At 63.3% G+C, this 23,229-nt stretch carries 22 protein-coding genes and 1 pseudogene; 9 read left to right on the forward strand and 14 right to left on the reverse strand.

Annotation, left to right across the window (positions count from 1 at the left end; genetic code table 11):
- Window positions 1–56 precede the first annotated feature (56 nt).
- Window positions 57–173 (forward strand): annotated as a pseudogene (locus tag SPH52_RS16235) (nucleotidyl transferase AbiEii/AbiGii toxin family protein); the annotation flags it as partial.
- Window positions 174–403: 230 nt separating this feature from the next.
- Here SPH52_RS16235 and SPH52_RS16240 read toward each other — a convergent pair.
- The 5 genes from SPH52_RS16240 to SPH52_RS16260 all read right to left on the reverse strand — a co-directional run bounded on the left by SPH52_RS16240 (window position 404) and on the right by SPH52_RS16260 (window position 6,758).
- Window positions 404–1,435 (reverse strand): leucyl aminopeptidase, encoded by a 1,032-nt coding sequence (locus SPH52_RS16240; protein ID WP_411796091.1) that lies wholly within the window; start codon window positions 1,433–1,435, stop codon window positions 404–406.
- A 114-nt stretch (window positions 1,436–1,549) separates the two neighbouring features.
- Window positions 1,550–3,076: a sodium:solute symporter family protein gene (locus SPH52_RS16245; protein ID WP_411796092.1), complete on the reverse strand. Its 1,527-nt coding sequence runs from the start codon at window positions 3,074–3,076 to the stop codon at window positions 1,550–1,552.
- Window positions 3,069–3,257 carry a hypothetical protein gene (locus SPH52_RS16250; RefSeq protein WP_411796094.1) on the reverse strand — a complete coding sequence of 63 codons (189 nt, stop codon included), beginning with the start codon at window positions 3,255–3,257 and terminating at the stop codon, window positions 3,069–3,071. The genes SPH52_RS16245 and SPH52_RS16250 overlap by 8 nt, the downstream gene beginning before the upstream one ends.
- A complete protein-coding gene (locus tag SPH52_RS16255) occupies window positions 3,254–6,271 on the reverse strand; it encodes a c-type cytochrome (protein WP_411796095.1) in 3,018 nt (1,005 codons plus the stop codon). Before SPH52_RS16255 ends, SPH52_RS16250 begins: the two co-directional genes overlap by 4 nt.
- Window positions 6,264–6,758: a (2Fe-2S)-binding protein gene (locus SPH52_RS16260; RefSeq protein ID WP_411796096.1), complete on the reverse strand. Its 495-nt coding sequence runs from the start codon at window positions 6,756–6,758 to the stop codon at window positions 6,264–6,266. Before SPH52_RS16260 ends, SPH52_RS16255 begins: the two co-directional genes overlap by 8 nt.
- A gap of 462 nt (window positions 6,759–7,220) precedes the next feature.
- On the opposite strand from SPH52_RS16260, the gene SPH52_RS16265 reads away from it, so the two are divergent.
- From SPH52_RS16265 to SPH52_RS16280, 4 genes are all read left to right on the forward strand, one after another.
- Window positions 7,221–8,387, forward strand: coding sequence for an FAD-dependent monooxygenase (locus tag SPH52_RS16265; RefSeq protein WP_411796097.1), 1,167 nt, complete (start codon window positions 7,221–7,223; stop codon window positions 8,385–8,387).
- A complete protein-coding gene (locus tag SPH52_RS16270; RefSeq protein WP_411796098.1) occupies window positions 8,384–9,202 on the forward strand; it encodes an alpha/beta fold hydrolase in 819 nt (272 codons plus the stop codon). The genes SPH52_RS16265 and SPH52_RS16270 overlap by 4 nt, the downstream gene beginning before the upstream one ends.
- Before the next feature lie 66 nt (window positions 9,203–9,268).
- A complete protein-coding gene (locus SPH52_RS16275; protein WP_411796326.1) occupies window positions 9,269–9,970 on the forward strand; it encodes an Asp/Glu racemase in 702 nt (233 codons plus the stop codon).
- A gap of 10 nt (window positions 9,971–9,980) precedes the next feature.
- Window positions 9,981–10,619 carry an N-carbamoylsarcosine amidohydrolase gene (locus tag SPH52_RS16280; protein WP_411796099.1) on the forward strand — a complete coding sequence of 213 codons (639 nt, stop codon included), beginning with the start codon at window positions 9,981–9,983 and terminating at the stop codon, window positions 10,617–10,619.
- Window positions 10,620–10,652: 33 nt separating this feature from the next.
- On the opposite strand, the gene SPH52_RS16285 is transcribed toward SPH52_RS16280, so the two are convergent.
- On the reverse strand, window positions 10,653–11,135 hold the full coding sequence (locus tag SPH52_RS16285) for a MarR family winged helix-turn-helix transcriptional regulator (RefSeq protein WP_026038256.1): 483 nt from the start codon (window positions 11,133–11,135) through the stop codon (window positions 10,653–10,655).
- Between the two features lie 260 nt (window positions 11,136–11,395).
- Here SPH52_RS16285 and SPH52_RS16290 point away from each other — a divergent pair, with 260 nt between their 5' ends.
- Both SPH52_RS16290 and SPH52_RS16295 read left to right on the forward strand, forming a co-directional pair.
- Complete coding sequence (locus tag SPH52_RS16290) at window positions 11,396–13,681, forward strand: molybdopterin cofactor-binding domain-containing protein (RefSeq protein ID WP_411796100.1); 2,286 nt, start codon at window positions 11,396–11,398, stop codon at window positions 13,679–13,681.
- 407 nt (window positions 13,682–14,088) lie between these two features.
- Window positions 14,089–14,325: a hypothetical protein gene (locus SPH52_RS16295; protein ID WP_411796327.1), complete on the forward strand. Its 237-nt coding sequence runs from the start codon at window positions 14,089–14,091 to the stop codon at window positions 14,323–14,325.
- Between the two features lie 72 nt (window positions 14,326–14,397).
- On the opposite strand, the gene SPH52_RS16300 is transcribed toward SPH52_RS16295, so the two are convergent.
- From SPH52_RS16300 to SPH52_RS16330, 7 genes are all read right to left on the reverse strand, one after another.
- The gene (locus SPH52_RS16300; protein ID WP_411796101.1) at window positions 14,398–16,116 is read right to left on the reverse strand and encodes an ExeM/NucH family extracellular endonuclease; all 1,719 of its coding nucleotides are present in this window, start codon (window positions 16,114–16,116) and stop codon (window positions 14,398–14,400) included.
- Window positions 16,103–16,723, reverse strand: coding sequence for an OmpA family protein (locus SPH52_RS16305; protein WP_411796102.1), 621 nt, complete (start codon window positions 16,721–16,723; stop codon window positions 16,103–16,105). The genes SPH52_RS16300 and SPH52_RS16305 overlap by 14 nt, the downstream gene beginning before the upstream one ends.
- Window positions 16,716–17,192, reverse strand: a complete 477-nt coding sequence (locus tag SPH52_RS16310; protein WP_411796103.1) for a hypothetical protein — start codon at window positions 17,190–17,192, stop codon at window positions 16,716–16,718. Before SPH52_RS16310 ends, SPH52_RS16305 begins: the two co-directional genes overlap by 8 nt.
- Window positions 17,193–17,342: 150 nt before the next feature.
- A complete protein-coding gene (locus tag SPH52_RS16315; protein ID WP_411796104.1) occupies window positions 17,343–17,678 on the reverse strand; it encodes an AzlD domain-containing protein in 336 nt (111 codons plus the stop codon).
- Window positions 17,671–18,417 (reverse strand): AzlC family ABC transporter permease, encoded by a 747-nt coding sequence (locus SPH52_RS16320; protein ID WP_411796105.1) that lies wholly within the window; start codon window positions 18,415–18,417, stop codon window positions 17,671–17,673. The genes SPH52_RS16315 and SPH52_RS16320 overlap by 8 nt, the downstream gene beginning before the upstream one ends.
- Window positions 18,414–18,941: a helix-turn-helix domain-containing protein gene (locus tag SPH52_RS16325; RefSeq protein WP_411796106.1), complete on the reverse strand. Its 528-nt coding sequence runs from the start codon at window positions 18,939–18,941 to the stop codon at window positions 18,414–18,416. The genes SPH52_RS16320 and SPH52_RS16325 overlap by 4 nt, the downstream gene beginning before the upstream one ends.
- A 95-nt stretch (window positions 18,942–19,036) precedes the next feature.
- Window positions 19,037–19,960, reverse strand: a complete 924-nt coding sequence (locus SPH52_RS16330; protein WP_411796107.1) for a LysR substrate-binding domain-containing protein — start codon at window positions 19,958–19,960, stop codon at window positions 19,037–19,039.
- A 157-nt stretch (window positions 19,961–20,117) separates the two neighbouring features.
- Between SPH52_RS16330 and SPH52_RS16335 the strand changes: the two genes are divergently transcribed.
- Both SPH52_RS16335 and SPH52_RS16340 read left to right on the forward strand, forming a co-directional pair.
- Window positions 20,118–20,777: a glutathione S-transferase family protein gene (locus tag SPH52_RS16335; protein ID WP_411796108.1), complete on the forward strand. Its 660-nt coding sequence runs from the start codon at window positions 20,118–20,120 to the stop codon at window positions 20,775–20,777.
- A 29-nt stretch (window positions 20,778–20,806) separates the two neighbouring features.
- Window positions 20,807–22,897 carry a pyridoxamine 5'-phosphate oxidase family protein gene (locus SPH52_RS16340; protein ID WP_411796109.1) on the forward strand — a complete coding sequence of 697 codons (2,091 nt, stop codon included), beginning with the start codon at window positions 20,807–20,809 and terminating at the stop codon, window positions 22,895–22,897.
- Window positions 22,898–22,905: 8 nt separating this feature from the next.
- Here the strand turns inward: SPH52_RS16340 and SPH52_RS16345 are convergent, their stop codons facing one another.
- On the reverse strand, window positions 22,906–23,151 hold the full coding sequence (locus tag SPH52_RS16345) for a hypothetical protein (RefSeq protein WP_411796110.1): 246 nt from the start codon (window positions 23,149–23,151) through the stop codon (window positions 22,906–22,908).
- Between the last annotated feature and the right edge of the window lie 78 nt (window positions 23,152–23,229).

The following is a 23,229-nucleotide window of genomic DNA, read 5'->3' on the forward strand; positions in this document are numbered from 1 at the left end:
GGGTATATCACGTCACGGTGCCGGAGGCGTTGCTGCATGCCGATTGAAGTTCGCTACTACGGACAGGCACGGTCATCAACCTTTTCGTGCAGCTGTTTCCGCGCCTCTCGGTCGATATCGACCTGGCCTACCTGCTTTTGGAACCCCATGACGAGGCCCTGCGACGCTGTCGAAAGCGTTGCAGTGACTTGCACAGACCTTCAGTGCTCGTCTACAGGCGTGCGGGCTCAGCGGGGTGGGGTCAGGCAAGCCCCACGACACCGAGAAACGGCGCCTGGCCGAGATCATCGACCGGCTCAACGACCTCTACGCCAGGCCAACGCAGCGGGTACTTCAACGTGCCGCAGATCTGCCTGCTGGACGAGGTAATCGCCCCCAAGTTAAAAACCCCGAGGCTTTCAACCTATTGTTGTTGAATTGCGATATTTTTGTCTACGATATCTCCGTCAACCAATATGGGATTGTCATCCAAGAAAAGAGAGCAGTTTCTCATCGGTATGTCCAGGTGGCAGGCGGTGTCATTTTTTCCGCCAAGCTCATTGTTGGGTCCTGTCGAAAACATGACGTTGCCATAGAAGCTTCTGGGCTCCATGCCCATGCCGCCAGGAAATTCGCCTGGAACCATTCGGTGCCATTTGGCATCTCTGTTCATTCCCCACCCGACGTGACTCATTCCAAAGCCGCGTTCGTCTTCAAAGCTTGCCATATAGGATTTTACAATTTCCGCTTCTAATCCCCCTTGGATGTTTGTAATCCAACCTTTTTCTATGGTGTATGTAATGGGCTCTCTAACATAGATGTTCTGTGGGAGTAGAATATCGCCTGGTGCTACGACTATTGTCCCATCTACGCCATCATCGTCTCCCCCGGTAAAAACAAAACCCGATGGCCAATGGTCCCATCGTCCAGGTTCGTCGGTACAGGCATATTCCGCGACGGTGGGGTAAGTATTCAATTGGTAGGTGACATCTGTCCCATGGGGCGATGTAATCCGCATGACCTTGGCTTTTTCTAGCAAGGAAGCAGCAATCTCAACTTTCTCCCTTAATTCCTTTGTAGGTAGCATTCTTGCCAGAAGCTCAGGGGGCTCAACGACAGTAAGTATGCGCGTACCCGCAGCTTGTATAGCCATTTGTTCCGGAGAAAAAAGCAAAAAAAGACAGTCGATCAGCATGTCGCAATTTTTAAGCGCTTCTATCGCATCGGGCATGCTGGCTAGGCCAGTCGTACCCACATTCCACCCACCTGTCGGCAGTGGAGCCGGTAAGCGCATGTGATACATGTGGGCACCTATGCGCTGGCCTGCTGCCATAAATGCATCGGCATACTCAAGGCGTTCGTTTCCCTGTGTAAGGATGATTAGTCTCTCACCCTCGTGCACCCCAGACATTTTTAGCTGATGTAGACATATTTCTGTAAAGCTAGCCTGGTTCATGATGTCCTCCGCTTGAATTATGTGGTTTGAATCTGGTGTCTAAAATAGGGGGCGGTATCACCCCCTGCCGAGCACTAATCACGCAGCTGAGCTATGTGCGGTACGGTCGTGTTTCTATTGGATTTCACCCTGAAGCGATGGTGGAAGTGTTGTCTCGTTTTGCTTTTTGGCTTTGGCTTTTTTGGCAAGCTCTTCCTTGATGGCTTCCATGAAAGTATTGGCAGAAGAATGGCAAGGTTGAGTAGCAAGGCTTACGCCTACAAACAGTACGCTGGAGATGATAATGCCCCATACTCCAGCCGGAAGGCCCAGGAAGGAGTTGCCGATGGCGTAGACGAACAGCACGAAGGCGCCGGTGCCCAGCACGCTCGTCAGAGCGCCAGCAGCGGTGCCACGCTTCCAGTAAAAGGCGCCGATGATTGCCGGCACCATGGCAACCAGTCCTGAAGAGGCGGCTACCGACAGCACCGCGATGAGATCGAGCTGTAGCTCGGCGAAGCCCAGCGCCATGAGTGCGATTACCGGAATGACGATCTTGCCGACCAGCAGCTGACGCTTCTCGCTGGCACCCGGTTTGACATTGGCATAGACGTCACGCGCCAGCATCGAGGAGAGGGTCAGCATGATCGAGTCGATAGTCGAGACCGCCGCGGCCATGATGCCGATCATCACGATGACGCCCAGCACCGGTGGCACGAATTCGGACGCCAGCAGCGATGGCGTAGCCAGGTCGGCGCGTTCCAGGCTCGGGAAGGCGGCGAGGGCCGAGAAGCCCCACAGCACCGAGACCAGGGTGTAGATGAAGCCGAAGACCAGGAACCCGATCAGCATCTGCCGCATGGAGCGCAGCGAGGAAGGCATGAATAGCCGCTGGCTGACCTGGGGATTGGACAGGCTGAAGAAGAACCAGGGGATGGTCAGGCCGAGGAAGGTGATGAAGCTGAACAGGCCGGAGCCCGGTACCGTAAGCGACTGGGGATGCTCAGTGGCCAGGGTATCGAACAGAGCGGCGAAGCCGCCGAGGCCTTGGATGACCAGGAAGGCGACCAGGGTCGAGGCGATGATCATCATGATCGCCTGCAGCGAGTCGGTCCACATGACCGAGCGAATGCCTGCCACATAGGAGAAGAAGATCGCGATCGCCGTGGCCAGCATCACCCCGGTGGTGAAGGGAATGGCGCCGTTGGTGGTGCCTTGCAGCAGGTAGCCGACCCCTGCCAGTTGCACTGCCGCATAGGGGATCAGGAAGATGCAGCTGGCGATCGACACCGCCATGGCGACTTGCTTGCTGTTGTAGCGGTGCCCCAGCATCTCGCTCGGGGTCACGAAGTTGAACTTCTTGCCCACGGCCCAGAACTTTGGCCCGAAGATGGCCACCAGCGAGACACCTGCGAAGTAGATGATCTCGAAGCCCAGAGCCCCTACGCCACCGGCGTAGGTGAGTCCGGCCAACCCCACCATCATGAAGGCACTATAGGTCGTGGCACTATAGCTCAACGCCGACACGAAACCGTTCATCTGCCGGTTACCCAGGAAGTAGCCCGACATGCTCTCCGACTTGCCCTGGCGCGACAGGATGGCGATGACGATGGCAACCAAGAGGTAGATGGCGATCGACCACCAGATCAGTGACTCAGTCATTGCCGTGCTCCTCGAAGTCCTTGGTGATGAAGAGGTTCAGAGCGATGACCGCGACACCGGCAATCGTCCAGAACAGGAAGCTGCCATACCATGCCTGCACATCGGTCAACAGGGTGTAGGGCACCAGGTAGCAGAGCAGGACCACTGCCCAGACCAGCCATATCCACTTGCTTCTTTTCATGATCGACCTCGTCTTGTTATTGCGTCAGGGGTGGGGGAAGGACTGTTGTTATGCTGGCGAATCGTCGTCACGCGCGACTCGATGTTTCGCCAGGGGGCTTGGTCGGGCGCAAAGCGCGCCCGTAGGTAGGCCGTCAAGGTGACGACCTGGGAGTCGCTGAAACTGTCGGTGAAACCGGGCATGTTGCCGAGGCCGGGTACATGGTCGGCATGCACGCCACCCAGGATCGACTGGATGGCGTTGTCGGGATGCTGGCTATGTAGGTTGGTGTTCAAGGCCAGCGAGGTCTGAGCGCTGGTGAAGGAAGGTGGGCCATTATCCATATGGCAGCTGGCGCAGGCCCCTTCGAACAGGCGTTCTCCCTCCTCCATGCCGGCGGGGCCGCTCTGGGCCGTGGCGATGCGCGCCGCGGCGTCGGCTCGCACGGTCTCGCTATCGCCCGCCGGTGCGTCCATCTGGACCGCCACATAGTGAGCCAGGGCGCGTACGTCATATTCCGGTAGCTCGCCCAGGCCGGCCACCACCGGTGCCATGGGGCCCGAGGCCACACCATGCAGTGACGACGCGCCGTGGCGCAGGTAGTCGTAGAGGGAGGCCTCGCTCCAGGGAATCGGCGAGCTGGATAGCCGATTGAGCGGTGGGGCCTCCCAGCCGTCCACCATGGCACCGGCCAGGCTGTGCACTCCTTTCTGCTCGGCTCCCATGGCGTTGCGCGGCGTATGGCAGGCGCTGCAGTGCCCCAGGCCCTCGGCGAGGTAGGCGCCGCGATTGTAGAGGTCGCTCTGGCCGGGATCGGGCTCGAAGGGGCTGGGGTCGTGGTAGAGGGCGTTCCATCCGGCCATCAGTGGTCGCAAGTTGAACGGAAAGCTCAGCGCATTGGCCGGCGTCTCGGCGCTCACCGCGGGCTGCGCCATCAGGTAGGCGTAGAGTGCCTGCATGTCGGCATCGCTGATCTTGGCGAAGGCCGTGTAAGGGAAGGCCGGATAAAGATGCTTGCCGTCGCGGCTGATACCGTGACGCATGGCGCGCTCGAAGGCGGCATAGGACCAGCGACCGATCCCTGTATCCTCGTCTGGCGTGAGGTTGGTGCTGTACAGCGTGCCAAATGGTGTATCGAAGGCGCGTCCGCCGGCATTCTCTTGACCTCCCTCGGCGGTATGACAGGCCGCACAGTCGCTGGCCGCGGCCACCAGGCGTCCACGTTCGATGGTCTCGGCGGAATAGAGGTTGGCCGCGGGGCGGTTGATCGGTGCGATCGCCCCCTTCCAGGGCCAGGCCATGATCGCCGTGCCGGCCAACGCGGTCAGGGCCGCCACCTTGAGCCAGCGGCGCCTGGTCGGTCTGCCTGGTGCCTCTTCCTGCAAGGGATTGACCTGCTGCTGGAGAGCCTGACGCACGCGGCTGGCGGTGAAGGGCGGCTGGCGGAAGCGCACGCCGGTGGCATCGAACAGCGCATTGGCGATCACCGCCACACCGGGTGCAAGATTCACCTCGTCGAGCGGCTGCGGCAGCGAGGTCACCGCCTCGCTGCCTGCGCTCTCCCTGGTTGGCATGTCGGTGCGGGTCGCCAGGGCACCACCGGGCATTGGGTCGACAGCCCTGGCGCCCTCGCTGCCATCGCCCCATTCGTCGAAGGCGGGTACGCGGCCCAGCAAAGGGCGAGCACTACCCAGCACCCGGGCCTGCAGTGTCTGCTGCAGGCGATCCGTATCTACCTCGGGGCCGGCATCCTGGCCGACCACCAGCCGGGTCAGGGTCACGTCGCCGGTGATACGGTTGATCTCCACGTCGGCGATCCAGGCCGAGCGCACGCCTTCCGGGATGCGTTGATGTCGATCGGGCAGCTGTGAATAGGCGAAGCCGCGGCCGCGCAGCCGATCCGGCGATGTGGCGGCAGCGGGCGACGGCGCTTCACCCCACCGGGCACGCTGTGACACCGAGGTGATCAGCTCGACGCCACGGGCATCCTCGAGGTGACGTAGCCGCAGCGCCAGGGGATCCTGACCACTGTCGTGGGCCACCTCGTCCAGGAAGGATTCCCGGGCAAAGGCCTGCTGAATCTCGGCGAGGCTCTCGCTGTGCCGACCGGCGCCATGATCGTCGCGACGCGTCGCCAGTTGGGCGCTATAGAAGGCATAGGGCGAGAAGGGCGGCGTTCCGCCGGCTTCGGTCCGCCGGATGGGCGGTCTGCCGCAGAGCCACAGGCCCACGGCGGCGATATCGCCCGAGGCATGGGCCTGATGGAAGCGGTAGTCGGCGATCTCGCCGCTCTCCGCCAGGTTGGCGCCCAGGGTGATGCGCTGTGCCTGGCCCAGGGCATGCACATCACGGGTGTAGGCGGCATCCAGCCATACCGCCACGGGGCAGCCCAGTTGACGGGACATCACTGCGGCATCCACTGCAGCGTCGTCACCACAGTGACGCCCCAGGCTGGAGACCCGTGCCGGGGTAGTCCCGTAGAGCTCGATCCGCTCGGCCGGCAGGCCGGTGAGGGTCATCAGGTCGTGAATTAAGGCCTCGGGCGTGATCGTCTCTCCCCAAAGCATCAGGCGTTGATCGGAGCAGTCGGCCACCACCCAGCCGGGAGCATTGCCCCAGCGCAGGCGGCTCGGCCAGCCATAGTCATGGCGATGGGCCGAGGCCGCCTCGCCATGTCCAGCCGCCAGCTCCCGGGACCGCGCCCTGGTCTCCAAGGGGACCTGGTCGTGGTCGCCTTGGCCTGCGTGGGAGGGCGCACGCCATTCGAGCCGCAGGCGACGCGCAGCGTTCTGCGCCGCGTCCAGATTGTCGGCCACCACGCCCACGAAATCGCCCTCGATGACGACTTCGATCCGACCCGGCAGGCCCGCCACGCTGGCCCGATCCACGGCCACCAGCCGATCGCTGACGAAGTGCTCGCCGTTCCAGGCATAGTGAGGCGGCCTTACCGCTACACCGAAGCGCTTGGGGGACACCAGCGGAGCGGGGAGCTCTGTGGGTTCAGCCCGGGAAGTGGGGGGCTGCCGATCACTCATGGGGCGCCTCCGGCGACTCGGCGGCGTTGATTGCCACGGCGCGACTCGCCGCCTCGAGAATCTCCAGGTGGGTGCCGCAGCGGCAGAGGTTGTACTCCAGAGCGGCCCGCAGCTGGGCTGATGAGGGCATAGGGGTGTGATTGAGCAGAGCGCGCACGCTGATGATCATGCCATTGAGGCAGTAGCCGCATTGGGCGGCCTGGGCCTCGATGAAGGCGCGCTGCACAGGGTCGAGGCGGCCTTCGCTGGCCAGGCCCTCGAGGGTAAGGATCTCATGCTCGACCGCGACCGAAACCGGCAGCACACAGGCCCGGGCGGCCATGCCGTCGATCAGCACACTACAGGCACCGCACTCGCCCAGGCCGCAGCCGTACTTGGGGCCATTGAGCTCCAGGTCATTGCGCAGGACGGTCAACAGGGAGGTGTCCGGCGGTACTGCCAGCTCGTACGAGCGGCCATTAACGGTCAGGGAGATCGCTTGGGTCATAGGGCTCGTCGTTATTCTTGGTGTTATCAACGTTTTTTGGCTCTTGAGAGCCAATTCAGGTATCACCCTGCGCCTCCTTCGAGGATCCGGGTGTGTCGATTTTTGAGGTGTGTACGTTGTTAATTTTGGGTTTCTACACATATAGCACCTTGAGTCCTGTTCCTGCAAGCTATGATGTGTGTCATGCTTTTTCTTCTTAAAACCACCATTTTATAGGACTATATCAAGGTTTTCTCTTTTGGTGACTAGGTCGGGCTGCCCGGTGAGCCAATCGATAAACGGTGCTTGACGTGAAAAATAATGGTGTATACGTTGTAATTGAGTTTCGTGTCACCCCTGGCGCGTGCCCCATGCTGGAGCGCCCTGACGAAGAGTTGCTCTACGCATGCCCTCTGCCCTCTGTCTTCTGCCACTGGCATCAGGGCATCGAGGAAGATCAATAAAATCAAAGAGGTGGAGTAAATGACCAAGAATCGAAAAATTGCCGTTATTGGTGCAGGTCTCGGAGGCGCTGCAGCGGGTGCGCTCCTGCAGCAGGCAGGCTACGACACAAGGGTCTACGAGCAGGCTCCAGCCTTTTCCCGGCTGGGCGCCGGTATTCACCTCGGCCCCAACGTCATGAAGGTGATGCGTCGCATTGGCATCGAGGACAAGCTCAACGCCATGGGCTCCCATCCGACCCACTGGTTCAGTCGCGATGGCAGGAGCGGCGAGTACCTGTCGCGCATCCCGCTCGGTGATTTCGCCCGCGAAGAGTACGGTGCGGCCTATATCACCGTGCACCGCGGCGACTTGCATGAGTTGATGGTTAGCACCTTGGATCAGGAGCGGCTCTACTTCGACAAGCAACTGGTGAACGTCGACGACAGTGGCGACAAGGTGACCATGACCTTCGCCGATGGCACGACCGACGAGGCCGACCTGGTGATCGGCGCCGATGGCGTCAATTCACGCATCCGCGAGAAACTGCTGGGGCCCGAAGCGCCCACCTACAGCGGCTGGGTCGCCCATCGGGCGATCATCTCGGCGGAGAAGCTCAAGGCCTATGACCTCGACTTCGAGGCGTGCGTGAAGTGGTGGTCGGAGGATCGCCACATGATGGTCTACTTCGTGACCGGCGATGAGAAGGAGTACTACTACGTCACCGGGGTGCCGGAGCCGGAATGGAATCACGGTACCTCCTTCGTGGACAGCTCTCGCGAAGAGATGCGCAAGGCCTTCGAGGGTTATCACCCCACGGCCCAGGCACTGATCGACTGCACCGAGACGGTCACCAAGTGGCCGTTGCTCGAGCGTAACCCCTTGCCACTGTGGCATGACAACCGCCTGGTGTTGCTTGGCGATGCTTGCCATCCGATGAAGCCGCACATGGCCCAGGGCGCCGCCATGGCCATTGAGGATGCCGCCATGCTGGTGCGTTGTCTGGATGAGGTCGGTGCCGACCGTTATCACGACGCCTTCGAGCTGTACCGTACCAACCGCTTCGAGCGCGCCTCCCGCGTGCAGAAGGTCTCCCACGACAACACCTGGCTGCGTCATGACGAAGACCCGGCCTGGGTGTTCGGCTATGACGTCTACGAGGTGCCGCTCAAGCAGCTGCAGCACACCGATGAGGAGAGTCCGGCATGAGCAGTACCTTCCTGTACGGTGCCAATGTCCAGGCCAATGGCATCCGCCAGCACTACCTGCGCTACGGCGGTGAGGCATCGGCCACCCGCCAGCCGCTGGTGCTGATTCCCGGTATCACCAGCCCGGCCGTGACCTGGGGATTCGTGGCCGAGCGCCTCGGCCGACACTTCGATACCTATGTGCTCGACGTGCGCGGCCGCGGTCTCTCCTCCAGCGGCCCCGAACTCGCCTACGACACCGATACCTGTGCCGATGACGTGAGCGCGTTCATCGCGGCGCTGGGGCTGGAGCGTGTCATTCTTGCCGGCCATTCCATGGGCGCCCGCTTCGCATTGCGTGCCCTGTCCCGGGGCGCTCGAGACATCGACAAGCTGGTACTGATCGATCCGCCGGTCTCCGGTCCGGGGCGCCGCGAGTACCCCAGCAAACTGCCTTGGTACGTGGATTCGATCCGTGACTGCCTCCGGGGTGCCGACCTCGAGACCATGCGTCGGTACTGCCCGACCTGGAGCGAGGATCAGTTGCGCCTGCGCGCCGAGTGGCTGCACACCTGCTACGAGCCAGCCATCGTCCAAGCCTTCGAGGAGTTCCACAGCGTGGATATCCATCAGGACCTTCCCGGTGTGACGGTACCGACGCTGTTGATCTGCGCCGGCAAGGGCGGGGTGATTGAGGATCAAGATCGTGCCGAGATCCGCGACCTGCTGCCGTCGATTCGCATCACCACCGCCCCGCGGGCGGGACACATGATTCCCTGGGACGACTACGAGGGCTTCTTCGCCGCCTTCGAGGACTTCCTGGGCACTGAACTCTGAGAGAGGCCTTACGCCATGACCAAGACATACCGTATCGGCCAGATCGTACCCAGCTCCAACATCACCATGGAGACGGAAATTCCCGCGATGCTGGCTGCGAGACAACTGGTTCGCCCAGAGCGTTTCACTTTCCACTCCAGCCGCATGCGCATGAAGACCGTGAGCAAGGATGAGCTGGCTGCCATGGACGGTGAGTCCGACCGCTGTGCGCTGGAGCTCTCTGACGCGGCAGTGGACGTGATGGGCTATGCCTGCCTGGTGGCGATAATGTCCATGGGGCCGGGATACCACCGCGAATCCCAGCGGCGCCTGCGTAGCCGCACCGAGGAGAACGGTTGCGACACTCCGGTGGTGACCAGTGCCGGCGCCCTGGTGGATGCCCTGGGCGTAATGAAGGCTAAGCGCGTGGTGGTGGTGGCGCCCTACATGAAGCCGCTCACCGAGATGGTGGTGGATTATATCCGTGAGGAGGGCGTCGAGGTGGTCGACTACCGCGCGCTGGAGATTTCCAACAATCTCGACGTGGCTCGCCACGACCCCGCCAATCTGCCGGAGATTGTCGCCGGCCTCGACTACAGCGACGTGGATGCCATCGTGCTCTCTGCTTGTGTGCAGATGCCCTCGCTGGCCGCCGTCTCCAAGGTGGAAGCGATCACTGGCAAGCCGGTGGTCACCGCAGCCATTGCCACCACCTACGCCATGCTCAAGGCCCTCGATCTCGAACCGGTGGTGCCGGGAGCCGGCGCTTTGCTGTCGGGCGCCTACTGAGGAGACCGTCATGACGCAACACGCTCAGGAAGCCAGCGACAACTACAAGGGCGTCTGGGATGGCCGGATCGGTTTCGGTAAAAAGGCCGCTCTATTGGTTGTCGACTTCATGCAGGGATACACCACGCCGGGCTCGCCGCTCTATGCCCCGGGTGTGGTAGAGGCGGTGGCAAGGATGCCGCGGCTGTTGGCGGCGGCGCGCGAGGCCCGGGTGCCGGTTATTCATACCAATATTCTTTACCAGGCGCCGGACCAGCGTGACGGTGGCATCTGGGTCAAGAAGGCACCGGTGATGCGCGCCATGGTGCCGGGCAACCCCTATGCGGCCTTCTGCGAGGAGGTAATCCCGTCTGGCGATGAGCTGGTGATCACCAAGCAGTATGCCAGCGCCTTCTTCGGCACCTCGCTGGCCTCGACACTGGTGGCCATGGGGGTGGATACCCTGATCCTGACCGGCTGCTCGACCAGCGGGTGCATTCGCGCCACCGCCGTGGATGGCCTGCAGCATGGCTTCCGAGTGATGGTGGTGCGCGATTGCGTCGGTGATCGCCACCCTGCGCCACACGAGGCCAACCTGTTCGATATCGACAGCAAGTACGGCGACGTGGTCTTCCTCGACGAGACGCTGGATCATTTGCGGCATGACTGACCCGACCCGGCCGACAGCGGCCGGGCAGCTACCTCAGCCGTCGGCGTTCATCTTCTCCAGCAGATGCATCAGGGCGATGCGTTCGGCGGGATTGAGGTTGCTCATGGTCTGATCGCTGATCTGCTTGGCGATGGGCACCATGGTCTCGACCAGGGACTCACCCGCCTCGGTGATGACCACCATCACCTTGCGCTGGTCGCCGGGATCGGTGGTCAGGGTGATCCACTCCCGTGCCTTGAGCCGCTTGATCACCCCACGGATCGTGGCGGGATCGATGGCGGTGGCATTGACGATCTCGGTGAGCGAGCTTGGCCCGCGCTCCATGACCGTGCACAGGGTGACGAACTGGATGGCAGTCAGCTGTTTGTCACAACTGTGGCGCTGGAAGATCGCCGTATGGCGCTGGTAGGCCTTGCGCAGCAAATGACCGACCTGCTCCGAGAAGTCATAACCCTGTTCGGTGGGGGTTCGGTGGTCGCTGGACATGGCGGCGTGAGATGGCGTCTCTGTAGTCATGGGGCATCCTTGGTGTGCTGCCGACAACCTATGGTTGTCGCGGTCTCACCGCCGGAGTATGGCTCTGGCGGGGCAGAGTAGCCTCTAGTGTCAATGCGGGCGCGACATAGGCTTGCGGGCGATGGGAAAGTCGTGCTTATTTATGGTGTATACACTATAACTTAATGGCGAGCAGGGCAAGCTGGCCTACCCCTTCCATGCGATGCCGCTGTCACCAACGTATCGCGCTCCTGGCCACCGATAACAGCAATGAGGCTTGAATGGCGTCCACCACACTGCCGGATCGACACGCGCTCCTCCATGGCACCGACCTGTTGGTGGTCTACCGAGAGCCCGTGATTCCTCCCAAGCCGGCACCTGGCCAGCCGGGTACACACTCGGATTTTATACCCACCGAACCCGAACTCTTCATTGCCGTGCTCGCGGATGGCCGGGTGATGGCTTTCAACGGCCACGTGGATCTGGGCACCGGTATCCGCACGGCTCTGGCCCAGATCGTCGCCGAGGAGCTGGAGGTTGACCTCGAGCGGGTCACCATGGTGCTGGGGGATCCCTTCGAGGTGCCCAACCAGGGGCCGACCATCGCCAGCGCCACCATTCAGATCACCGCCGAACCGTTGCGGCGTGCGGCAGCCCAGGCTCGCGAATACCTGCTGGATCTGGCCACTAGCCACTTTGGCGTAGAGCGGGGCGGCCTGCGTTGTGTAGCGGGAACCATCCTGCCGGCCGAGGGTGATCGACCCGCCGTGAGTTACGGTGAACTTCTCCACGGCGAGCGTCATGCCCTGAAGCTTGCCGATGAGGTACCGCTCAAGCCGGCCAGTGACTATCTGCTGGTAGGGTGGGCGGCGCCGCGGGTGGATATTCCTGACAAAGTAGTCGGCAAGCTGACCTTCGTTCATGACCTGCGCCTGCCCGGCATGCTGCACGGCCGAGTGATCCGCCCGCCCTATACCGGCCATGATCGTGGAGACTTCGTCGGCACCAGCCTGGTGGCGGTGGATGAGGCCTCGGTGGCCGGCATGCCAGGGCTGATCCAGGTGGTGGTGATCGGCGATTTCGTGGGCGTAGTCGCCGAGCGTGAGGAGCAGGCCGCGGCGGCGGCCAGGCGGCTCAAGGTCACCTGGCGCGATCCGAAGGGCTTCCCCCGGCTCGACGATCTGGAACAGGCCCTGCGAGAGCTGCCGGCCCAACGGCGACCCTTGCTGGAGGAGGGCGATGCGGCGGGAGCGCTGGCCCGGGCTGCGCATCGTGTATCTCGCACCTATGTCTGGCCTTTCCAACTACACGGCTCCATCGGCCCCTCTTGCTCGGTGGCCGACTATCGTGACGACCGGTTGCAGGTGTGGTCCGGCACCCAGAATCCCCACAGCCTGCGCGCAGACCTGTCGCGGCTGATGGGGCTCGACGAGGGCGTGATCACCGTTACCCGCATGGAAGCCGCCGGTTGTTACGGTCGCAACTGTGCCGATGATGTGGGAGCCGATGCCGCGCTGCTGTCGCGAGCGGTGGGGCGGCCGGTGCGGGTACAGCTGACCCGGGAGCAGGAGCATGGCTGGGAGCCCAAGGGGGCTGCCCAGTTGATGGAGGTCCAGGGGGGCCTGAACGCTGATGGCAGCCCCGCCGCCTATCGCTTCGTCGCCCGCTATCCCTCGAACAATGCCCCGACCCTGGCCCTGCTGCTGACCGGCATCGTAAAGCCCAGCGATATCCCCTTCGAGATGGGGGATCGTACCTCGGTCCCGCCTTATCGCTACCCGCATCGGCAGATCGCCTGCGATGACGTGCCGACCCTGGTACGCGCCTCCTGGTTGCGTGGGGTCTCGGCCATGCCCAACACCTTCGCTCATGAGAGCCATATCGACGAACTGGCCCAGTTGGCCGGTGAGGATCCGGTAACCTATCGGCTGCGCTACCTGACCGACCCGCGTGCGGTGGAGTTGACCGAGGCCGTGGCAGCGCGAGCGGGCTGGCAGCCCCGGGTGGCCCATTCCGCACCCCGGATGGTCGAGGGTTGGCACCATGGGCGAGGGGTGGCCTACGCCCAGTACGTACACAGTAAGTTTCCCGGTTTTGGCGCGGCCCTGGCAGCATGGGTGGTTGAGTTGAAGGTGCACCCCGAGAGTGGACGCATCGTCATCGAGCGGCTGGTCGTGGGCCAGGACGCCGGCCTCATGGTCAACCCGGCCGGCGTGCGTCATCAGGTGCACGGCAATGTCATCCAGACGCTGAGCCGGACCCTCAAGGAGCGGGTCGCCTTCGAGGACGGCCTGCCGGTGAGCCGGGAGTGGGGCGGCTATCCGATCCTGCGGTTCTCCGAGCTGCCCGAGATCGACGTCATGCTCCTCGAGCGCCCCGAGGCACCGCCGCTGGGAGTGGGTGAATCCACCTCTCTGCCCGGTGCCCCGGCCATCGCCAACGCCCTGTACGATGCCATCGGGGTGCGTTTCACTCGTCCTCCTTTCACGCCAGAAGTGGTACGTCGAACCCTGGCCGTCTCTGCTGATCGACCCATTCGCCACTTTGGCATCGGCGTTGGAAGCTGAAGGGGTGGTGTCCAGATTCTAGAACTTAAGACTTGTGAACCTGATAGTCCGAAGTGCCAATGTTGTGCTCCTGTGTTTGCAATAGGAGCGCCGCTCTAAATCTCTCCTCCACTGCAGTTCGGGCTGTCGTCATTTTGAGACTCAAGTGCCTGAAATTCTCAAAGAGTGTGGATCATCATCCGGTCCATGAACCCTCTTCCTCACGAGGCTGTATAAGGGATACAGCGCATCGGCAACCAGTGGCCCCATGAGATGCGATTTGATGCTGCGCTGCGCGGTTTCGACGGCTTGCGCTCCGGCCAAGGCGGCGAGTGGATACCGAAGCCGGGGCGGTTGCTTGGTTGCCAAAGAAATCAAACTGGATGATTGGTCGTAATTGACCCTATTGGGAGGGAAACGATATGCGAATGCTATCTATCGGACTGCTGACCGGCGTGCTGGCCCTGGGACTTACTGGCTGCGGCACCACCACCGGTGAGCGAGCGCTGAGTGGCGCCGGCTTGGGGGCAGCCGCCGGCGCCGGCACTGCAGCCATGACCGGCGGCAGCATGACCAAGGGGGCGGTTATCGGGGGTGGCCTGGGCGCTGCCGTCGGAGCGGCCACCAACCGCGACGACATCGATCTGGGACGTCGGCGTCGCTGATCCCCTCGAGATGATGCGGGCGTCCACGATGTCGATCGGCGCCCCCATCATCGAGCCTCAATTCGCTTCCACCTAACGCCACTCCAGGTCCACCGCAATCGGGTCGTGGTCCGATGAGCGGAAGGGGTCGGAGCGGAAGTGGGGCGCTGCGTTGTCCGGCCCGTCGTAGCCTAGGTAGGGCGGTTCATCGGCATTGATGGGCCACGGGCGGACTTCTGCCACTGCCGCGGCCAGTTCTGGGCTGGCCAGGGCATGGTCTAAATAGCCTGACTCGCCGCGGAACACATAGCTGTAGCGGCGCTCCGGCGGCAGCTCTCGGGCGATCAGATTGACCAGCCCTGCGTGGGTCAGGGTGCGTGTCGGGTCCTCGGCGCCGTAGGCGTTGAGGTCGCCGATCAGCAGCAGGCGCTCGTGTCCCTCGGCGGCAGCGAGGTGGTCGAAGAAGCCGTTCATGGCCTGGGCTTGCTCCACCCGGCGCTGGTTCCAGCAGCCCTGGCCGCGGTCGATATCGCCCCGGGGCGGGCAGCCGGTCTTGGACTTGAAGTGGGCGGTGACGACGCCGAAAGCCGGGCCACCGTCCAGGCTGCGGAAGAAGGCCGCCAGCGGTGGGCGGTGATGGGTGGGGTCGTCGTCGGCATAGAGTTCGCTCACGGCCTCTACCCGGTCCGGCCGGTAGATCAGGGCGAGCTTGATGGCATCGCTGCCGCGGTTGGCATCCCCACCGACCGCACGATAGCGGATCCCGGTCCGCTCGCTGAGCTGCTCGACCAGGTCGGCCAGGGCGCGCGGGTCGTTCTCGACTTCCACCAAGGCCAGGATATCGGCCTGCAGGCCCTCAATCGCAGCGGCGAGCTTGGCCCGCTGGCGCTCCAGCTCTGCGGCGTTGGCAGCACCGCGCTGGCCGAGGGTGAGAAAGTAATTCTCGACGTTGAAGGTTGCTACCCGCAGCCGTTCCCCCGGTTCCGGCAGCGGCCCCGGGCGGGGGTTGGCGTCCTCGAAGTGCGGCTCGAGGGTGGGGTGCAGGCGGTAAGCGTCGAAGGCGTGGGTGAGTATCCCGGTCAGCCCCTGAACGGTACTGCCAACGCGGCGGCTGCCGTCCGCATCCAGGTAGGGAATGGGGCTTGGGAAGGCGCGGTAGCTGCCGTCGTCCAGTACCAGGATATCCCGCTGCTGGGTCTCGCCGGGTGTATTGGTGGGGCGGAATAGGCGGGTGTCGGCCAGTCTCAGTGAACCGTAGCGGGCGAGCTCATAGTTTCCGGTAACGGTCAGGGGCTGCGGAAACGCCAGCAGTAGCCCCTCCTTGCGTGACAGCTGCTCTTCGCTGAGTGGCCAATCAACCGCAAGCGGCTCGGGCAGCTCGTCACTGGCACAGGGCTCAATCCGCTCGACCCGCTGCAGCTGGATCTGGCCGCGGTACTCGCCGGTACGGGCGTGGAGTTGCAGGTGGTTGCCGGGTGCGATGAGCGCCTCATCGCTTGGCGTGGTGCCAGGCATATAGACGAACAGGCCGACGGGACCATGCTCGGTTGCCTGCTGCAGATAGAAGCCGTTCAGCCGGTCGCGACCGAGAAAGGCTCCGGTGACCACGCCGTCGGCGATCACCGCCTGGCCGGCGGGTAGGGCCGAGTGCTCACCCACTCCCTTGATAGCGGCCAGGTCGGCGTTGGACTCGGCGGGGCAATTGGCCGCCGCGGAAGCTGCTATCGGCAGCAGGGCCAGCAGCAGGGTTACTAGACCTGCGCAGCTGACCACGGTATGGCGCCGCTTCGCTCCGTATTCAGTCACTTTCATCAATGACGAATTCAACCCGGCGATTCTGCTGGCGGCCTTCGGGATTGTCCGATCCGTCCGGATGGGTGTTGTCCGCCACAGGTCGTTCGAAGCCATGGCCTTCTTGCGTGAATTCGATATCGGAAAGCTGCTCGTTCTCGATAAGCCAGTTGATGGCCGCCTGGGCGCGACGCTCCGAAAGTTCGAGATTGTAGCTGGCTGAACCAATGCTGTCGGTATGACCTTCGACAAGCACGGCTTCAATGTCGGACTCGCGAAGGAATGCCGCCAGTTCTTCCAATACCCGTGCTCCGGCGGGTTCAATTGCGTCGCTGTCGAAAGCGAAGAGTACATCTCCCAATATTGAGAGCCGAATCTCATCACCGACAACGGTTGCTTCGATTGTTTCGCTGGTTTCGGAGAGAGTCATGGCCTGTTTCGCCAGGGGCGATATCGATGCGACAGTGCCAAGGGCAAGACCCTCGATCGGGATCACAGTCCGTTCGATCGGGAGAATTACGGTGGATGAAAGATCAGGCACCCGCTCGTTATCTTCAGCGGCAAACGCCGTGCCTGCAATAAGCGCTACGCACCCGCAGGCACCGGCAAACGCCAATCGACTATTCATCGCTGATCGGCACGTTGTCGAAGAGCATACCGCCGGGGAGTGCGAGCGAAAAGCTTGTTATGTCCTCTTCGGGAGCGGGAAACTTGCCCCACCAAGTCCCGCGGACGGTATTGCCCTCGCGCGTAATCGTCAGTGATGGGACGGTCAGAGGTGTGCCTTCGGTGTCGGCCAGCAATAGATGCCGGTTCTCGCCCGCGATGACATAGAAATTCTGACGGTAAGAGGTTGTGCCGATCGAACTGTAGAGCGTCTCATGCTCTCTGCGGCTTGAGCTGGCGGCGCCTTCCGGTGCGGCAAAGCCAACTCTGACGGTAAGCACACCGTCGGATCGAATGGCCTGTGTCACTTGGCCGACGGCCAGGCCGCTGCTGAGTTCTGCTTCCGCCAGCGGTTCCTCGGCCAGGGCAGTTGCTGTGATGACGAGGGCAAGCAGAGCGATTCCAGTACAGATGGATTGTTTGATCTTCATTGGACGTCCCTTTTCTGCCCACGAAAGGTGGCTACATCCCTTTATGTTCACCACCGGGGGTAATGTTCCAGAGCGTGGGTGTAGTAACTTTAGCATCCCTGCACATGGCTGCCAGCCCTGCCAACTCGGGGCCTATCGAGAGGGGCTGGCTCACCCGGCCAACATCACCACTACCCCAAAGGCTGCCACGCCCGCCGCCACCGGCCAGCCCAGGGTGCGCTTGTACCACCACACGACCAGGGTCGCCAGAACGCCGATGAGGGTGGCCAGCCAGGAGCTGGCGCTGGGCGTTACCGGCATCAGCGATACCCCGAACACGGCGGCGATCATCACCGGACCGAGCAGGCTCAGCCACTGGGGCATCGCCTCCATGCTGTCGTCGCCTTGCCGCTCGAGGCGGCGCTGCATCCAGAACAGTGGCAGCACGCGTATCAGCAGGGTACCCAGCGCCGAGGCGAGGACGGCAAACCACAGGGCGCTACTCATGGCGGTCTCCCTGTGCGTGTTCGCTTCTTTGGCTGTGGCCGAACTTGACGACCTGGAAGCACAGGGCGCCACAGGCGGCAGCGAGGGGAATCGCCAGATTGGTCAGCCCCAGGATCGTCAGCAGCAGAGCGCTGAGAATGGTCAGGCCGAGGGCCAGGCTCCAGCGCCGTGAGGTGAACCGCGGCGCTATCAGCACCAGGAAGAGCGCAGGCAGGGCGAAGGGCAGGATCTCGCCCATCAGGGTCCAGCGGGCGATCAGCTCGCCACCGGCCACTGCGCCCAGTGCCGTGCCACCGATCCAGCTCAGCCAGGCCAGCAGCGCTGCACCGGTGAACCAGCCAAGGCGCTGAGAGGCCGGTAGCTGGGGCAGGCGGGCATGGGCCACGGCGAAGATCTGGTCGGTGAGGCCGTGCATCAGCCAGGGCCACCATCGGCTGGATGTCAACCAGGGGGCCAGGTTGGGGGCGTAGACCACATGGCGCAGGTTGATCAGCAGGGTCATGGCCACTACCAGCCATAGCGGCGCGCCGGCAGCCACCATGCCGACGAACAGAAACTGGGAGGCGCCGGCATAGATCAGCGTCGAGATGAGCACGGCTTCCCAGGTACTGAAGCCGGCCTGGGTGGCAATCAGCCCGAAGGAGATCGCCACCGGCACATAGCCGCCGAGCAGCGGGATGGCCTCGCTCATGCCGGTCAACCAGGGGCGGTAGGACGGTGTGGTGGCTTGCAGACTCATGAGGTGGGTTCCTCGTGATAGACGACGCTGAGCAGCAGCGTGGCCCAGTTGTCCTCGGTGCGGTAGAGGTGGGGGCGGTCGGCAGCGAAGGTCAAGGTGTCGCCGGCCGAGAGGGTTCGGGTGTCGCCTTCCGGGCCGGCCTCCAGGGTGCCGCTGATCAAAATGAGCGATTCACGAGCGCCGGGGGTGTGGGGTTCGGCAAGACGCAGGGTATGCGGCGCGCAGCGCATCCAGTAGGCGTCTACCTGAGGTCGCTCCTTGCCCTGGTCGAGCAGGCGTACCTCCACGCCATCCTCGCCCAGGGGCACGGCGATAGGCGCCACGAGGGTGCCGAAGGGTACCTTCAGCTGCACCGCCAGGCGCCAGATGGTATCAAGGGTGGGATTGCCGTTGCCCTGCTCCAGGCGCGACAGGTTCGACTTGGCGATACCGGCGGCGGCGGCCAGCTGCGATAGCGACAAGCCCTGTGCCTGACGCAGGCCCTGCAAGTGCTGGCCCAGGGTGCCGAGAGAGAGTTTGTCCATGGCGGGCGATCCAGAGTGTTCCTTTTAATGAACGTTCTATAAAAGGAACGGGATCTTGTCAACTGCTCTCAACCACCTTGCTGTGCCTGCGGCGCCTAAGCTCTGCCAGCCGGGGGCTGGCCAGGGTTGAGAATCGCCGAGGCTCTCAGGCGCTCCGCTGCCAGGTCGAGGAAGGTACGGATCTTGGCGACGGCGCCACGGCCTTCGCTGTGCACTAAGTGGATAGGCAGCGGCGGGGGTTCGTATGCTTCCAGCACGGCCTTTAGCCGTCCTGCCTCGAGATCCTCCCCCACCTGATAGGAAAGCACCCGGGCGATTCCCCAGCCATTGCGCACGGCCTCGATACAAGCCGCGATACTGCTGATCGTCGCTCGGGGGCTGATACGCACCACTTGGTCGTAGTCGCTGCCGAAGCGCCACTCCTTGTTGGCGCTCAGTGTCGTGGTGGCGAGGATGCGATGTGCCGTCAACTCCTCCAGGGTGGTGGGCGTGCCGTGGCGGGCGAGATAGCCGGGCGCTGCGCAAACCACCCGGCGCACGCTTCCCACCTTGATGGCGGAAAGGCCGGAGGAGGGCAACGAGCCGATACGCACCGCGATATCGAAGCCCTCTTCGATGATGTTGACCACGCGATCCACCATCACGATTTCCGCGCGCATTTCCGGATAGGCATCGAGGTATTCCAGCAGGACCGGCATAACGTGGATGCGGCCGAACTCATTGGGACAGTTGATACGCAGCAGCCCGGTGGGGCGAGCCGCCGCTCCGCTGACGGCATCATCGGCCGCCTGCAGTTCCTGGAGGATGCGCCGTGCGTCCTCCAGGTAGCGCCTCCCGATCTCCGTCAGGCGAACCCGTCGCGTGGTGCGCGTGAAGAGGCGTACCCCGAGACGCGCTTCCAGCGCGTTGATGCCGCGGGTCACCGAGGGGGCGCTCATGCCGATGGCCCGACCTCCGGCGGCAAAGTTGCCGGCATCGGCCACGGCGACGAAGACTTCCAGGGTCTGGAGACGATCCATTAGGGATATCCGAAAGCACGCTGATTGCTATTAATTCCCGGAATAATGAATTGCCAGTCGTGAGGATTCTAGTGGTATGGCGCAAAGATTAGTCTGGTGATGTTCCGCCGTCGTGACCCTTCACGGCGTGTCATGCAACCAGCAGGAGTCTTTTGCCATGCCGACGCCCACTAGCGTGAATGCGCGCTTTCCGCGTGACGCCGCGCCAATCCGTCTGTTTCGCAACCCCAAGTCCGGCCACTGCCACCGGGTCGAGCTGATGCTCGCGCTGCTTGAGCTGCCCTATGAGACCGTCGATGTCGATATGGCCAACGGCGCGCACAAGGCGGCCGAGTTCCTGAAAATCAGCCCGTTCGGTCAGGTGCCGGCGATAGAGGACAACGGCGTGTTCCTCAGCGATTCCAACGCCATTCTGGTTTACCTGGCGCGGCGCTATGACGCGCACGACCGCTGGCTGCCCACGGAGCCGATCGCTGCTGCCCAGGTACAGCGTTGGCTGTCCGTCGCCGCTGGGGAGATTGCCACGGGGCCCTGTGCCGCGCGTCTGGTGACGCTCTTCAACGCGCCACTGGATCATGAGCAGGCGATTGCCCGGGCGCACTCGCTCCTCTCGGTGATGGAGAAACATCTCGGCCGCCAGGCGTATCTGGCCGGCAGCGCGATCACCCTGGCGGACGTGGCGGGCTACAGCTATATCGCCCATGCCCCGGAGGGTGGGGTGAGCCTGAAGGAGTATCCCGCCATCCTCGCCTGGCTCGGGCGCATCGAGGCACAGCCCGGTTTCGTCGGCATGGTGCGCAGCCCGGCACTGGTCTGATCGAACGGCGGCGACAGGAGGCGAATCCCATGACAGCGAACCGGCAGGTATTCCATGAGGGCGAGCGCAGGGTGCAGCAGCGTGCCGGCGTGCCCGACACCTATGTGCAGCGGGTTTCCGCCTTCGTGCGTGCCGCAATGCCCGACCAGCACGTCGAGTTCTTCGGCAGCCTGCCGGTGCTGTTCATGGGGGCGCTGGACCGACAGGGGTGGCCGTGGGCGGTAGTGACCTATGGCGCCTCGGGTCAGCTGTGTACGGCGACGGCCAGCGAGCTGCTGATCCACCGGGTGCCACCGCTGGCGGAGGCTCTGGGTCTCTCACTGGAGCCCGGAGCAAGAATGGGGCTGCTTGGGCTCGAGATGACCAGCCGTCGCCGCAATCGGCTGAATGGCACGGTGCGTTCCCGTGATGCCGAGGGAATACGGGTCTCGGTCGACCAGAGCTTCGGCAACTGCCCCCAGTACATACAGCAACGCGAGGTGGACTGGCAGACGGGGCAAGAAGCGCCACCCGTCAGTCGGCAGGTATCGATCGCCTCGCGTGTCGGCAGGGCCCTGCTGGCCCAGGCCGATACTTTCTTCATCGCCACCCGCGCCGGCGAGCTGGGGGATGCGAGCCAGGGCGTGGATATCTCCCATCGCGGCGGCAAGCCGGGTTTCCTGCACTTGAACGCGGACGGGAGCCTGTCTTTCCCGGATTTTCCGGGCAATCGTTTCTTCAATACCCTGGGCAACATCGAGCAGGACCCGCGGGTCAGTCTGTTCATTCCCGATTTCACGACCGGTGAAGCCCTGGTGCTGCAGGGGCGCGGCCGGATCGACTGGGACCCTCGGCGTGCGTCGCTGGTCGAGGGGGCCGAGCGCATCGTGGACATCGTGCCGGAGCGGATCTGGCATGTAGAAAACGCCCTGCCTCCGCACGGGCGGCTGCTTGAGCGTTCCCCCTCGTTGGCACAGACGGGCACCTGGCCCAAGGAGGCGGCCGGAAACGCCTATCGCCACCTGCGGATTGCCGACAAGGTCAGGGAGAGCGACGTCATCACCTCCTTCTACCTGGAGCCACTGGCCGCGGACGACCTGCCGCTGGCGCCTTATGCGGCCGGGCAGTTCCTCAGCGTGCGTCTTTCCGCCAAGACCGGGCATCCACTTGCTCGCGGGCAGGCCACGCTGACGCGCAGCTACAGTCTCTCCGGCGCATGGTATGAGCGGATGCCTCGCTACCGGATCTCGGTCAAGCGCGAAGAGCATGGAACAGTCTCTCGCCTTTTGCATGACGAGTACGTGGTGGGGGACGTGCTCGAGGCGCTATCTCCGGCGGGAGATTTCACGCTGCGCGAGCGTTCGAACGTCGTGGTGCTGGTGTCGTCCGGCGTGGGCATCACTCCGATGATCGCCATGCTGGAGGCCATGGTGCAGCGTGCCGACGCCGGCGAGCCACCGTCTGGCGAGGTATTCTTCGTGCACAGCGCGCGCAACGGGCGGGAACAGGCCTTCGCGCACGTGCTGCAGGCTTGGGCTGGCCGCTATCCCTGGCTGCACCTGCATATCGCCTACACCCGCCCCACAGCGGAGGATGTACTGGGCAGGACGCATCACTCGCAAGGGAGATTGAAGCTGGCAACGCTCACGGCCTGGTTGCCGGACATGGCCCGCAGTCACGTCTATCTCTGTGGGTCGGAGGGGTTCATGCGAGTGCAGTATGCGGCGCTGCTGGCGCTCGGCATGCCCCGCGAGCACCTGCACCACGAGTTCTTCGGGCGCGGCTCGCTTGAATCCCCCGAGGCAACTGAGATGAAAGCGGCTGCGCCACAAGCGCTGCCGGCGCATGCCCAGGTCACGTTCTCATCAGCATCCAGGAGCCACGATAAGCCACACCAGCCGCAGACCGTTGTCGAGTGGACACCAGCGCAGGGCACCTTGCTGGAGTTGGCCGAGCAGGCAGGGCTAGCGCCGCTGTCCAGCTGTCGGGTAGGGCGCTGTGGGAGCTGCGCGCAGCGCCTGGTATCCGGCGAGGTGCGCTACCCCGTGCCGCCACTGGCGATAGCTGCGGAGGGCGAGGTGCTGATGTGTTGCGCGGTTCCTGCACATGCAGCGCCGGTGATCATCGGGTTGACCGAGTAGATACCGCGTCAAACGAACTCCGAGTCGTCGGTCCGGACGGTCGTGCCACCTTCCTCGCCTGGCACCAGGATCATGAACTCACCGTTGCCGAGGTAGGTCACGTCGTGGCCGTCGTGGGTGCGAAAGCTGGTTGAGCCTCGCGTGGCCCCGGCATGCTGCATCTCGCTGAGTTCGCGCGCGCTGACGAACATGTCGATCATGTACTCGCGGCCCTGATCATCGAAGGCCATCACGGTTCTTTCATGCTGGGTCATGAGGCTACCTCCTGAAGCTGTCCTTCCCTAACCCATAGCATACGGCGGCGGCTTGGCGAGCTGCGCGTCCTGCCAAGT

It is taken from the genome of Halomonas sp. A29 (assembly GCF_046723295.1).
Taxonomy (GTDB): domain Bacteria; phylum Pseudomonadota; class Gammaproteobacteria; order Pseudomonadales; family Halomonadaceae; genus Halomonas.

Bases quoted from the DNA above. Each gene is read 5' to 3' on its own strand.
- SPH52_RS16265 (WP_411796097.1), top strand. From the start codon at position 7,221: ATGACCAAGAATCGAAAAATTGCCGTTATTGGTGCAGGTCTCGGAGGC.
- SPH52_RS16300 (WP_411796101.1), bottom strand. From the start codon at position 16,116: ATGAAAGTGACTGAATACGGAGCGAAGCGGCGCCATACCGTGGTCAGC.
- SPH52_RS16260 (WP_411796096.1), bottom strand. From the start codon at position 6,758: ATGACCCAAGCGATCTCCCTGACCGTTAATGGCCGCTCGTACGAGCTG.
- SPH52_RS16245 (WP_411796092.1), bottom strand. From the start codon at position 3,076: ATGACTGAGTCACTGATCTGGTGGTCGATCGCCATCTACCTCTTGGTT.
- SPH52_RS16275 (WP_411796326.1), top strand. From the start codon at position 9,269: ATGGAGACGGAAATTCCCGCGATGCTGGCTGCGAGACAACTGGTTCGC.
- SPH52_RS16285 (WP_026038256.1), bottom strand. From the start codon at position 11,135: ATGACTACAGAGACGCCATCTCACGCCGCCATGTCCAGCGACCACCGA.
- SPH52_RS16255 (WP_411796095.1), bottom strand. From the start codon at position 6,271: ATGAGTGATCGGCAGCCCCCCACTTCCCGGGCTGAACCCACAGAGCTC.
- SPH52_RS16330 (WP_411796107.1), bottom strand. From the start codon at position 19,960: ATGGATCGTCTCCAGACCCTGGAAGTCTTCGTCGCCGTGGCCGATGCC.
- SPH52_RS16280 (WP_411796099.1), top strand. From the start codon at position 9,981: ATGACGCAACACGCTCAGGAAGCCAGCGACAACTACAAGGGCGTCTGG.
- SPH52_RS16320 (WP_411796105.1), bottom strand. From the start codon at position 18,417: ATGAGTCTGCAAGCCACCACACCGTCCTACCGCCCCTGGTTGACCGGC.
- SPH52_RS16295 (WP_411796327.1), top strand. From the start codon at position 14,089: ATGCTATCTATCGGACTGCTGACCGGCGTGCTGGCCCTGGGACTTACT.
- SPH52_RS16335 (WP_411796108.1), top strand. From the start codon at position 20,118: ATGCCGACGCCCACTAGCGTGAATGCGCGCTTTCCGCGTGACGCCGCG.
- SPH52_RS16345 (WP_411796110.1), bottom strand. From the start codon at position 23,151: ATGACCCAGCATGAAAGAACCGTGATGGCCTTCGATGATCAGGGCCGC.
- SPH52_RS16270 (WP_411796098.1), top strand. From the start codon at position 8,384: ATGAGCAGTACCTTCCTGTACGGTGCCAATGTCCAGGCCAATGGCATC.
- SPH52_RS16325 (WP_411796106.1), bottom strand. From the start codon at position 18,941: ATGGACAAACTCTCTCTCGGCACCCTGGGCCAGCACTTGCAGGGCCTG.
- SPH52_RS16290 (WP_411796100.1), top strand. From the start codon at position 11,396: ATGGCGTCCACCACACTGCCGGATCGACACGCGCTCCTCCATGGCACC.
- SPH52_RS16250 (WP_411796094.1), bottom strand. From the start codon at position 3,257: ATGAAAAGAAGCAAGTGGATATGGCTGGTCTGGGCAGTGGTCCTGCTC.
- SPH52_RS16305 (WP_411796102.1), bottom strand. From the start codon at position 16,723: ATGAATAGTCGATTGGCGTTTGCCGGTGCCTGCGGGTGCGTAGCGCTT.
- SPH52_RS16310 (WP_411796103.1), bottom strand. From the start codon at position 17,192: ATGAAGATCAAACAATCCATCTGTACTGGAATCGCTCTGCTTGCCCTC.
- SPH52_RS16340 (WP_411796109.1), top strand. From the start codon at position 20,807: ATGACAGCGAACCGGCAGGTATTCCATGAGGGCGAGCGCAGGGTGCAG.
- SPH52_RS16315 (WP_411796104.1), bottom strand. From the start codon at position 17,678: ATGAGTAGCGCCCTGTGGTTTGCCGTCCTCGCCTCGGCGCTGGGTACC.
- SPH52_RS16240 (WP_411796091.1), bottom strand. From the start codon at position 1,435: ATGAACCAGGCTAGCTTTACAGAAATATGTCTACATCAGCTAAAAATG.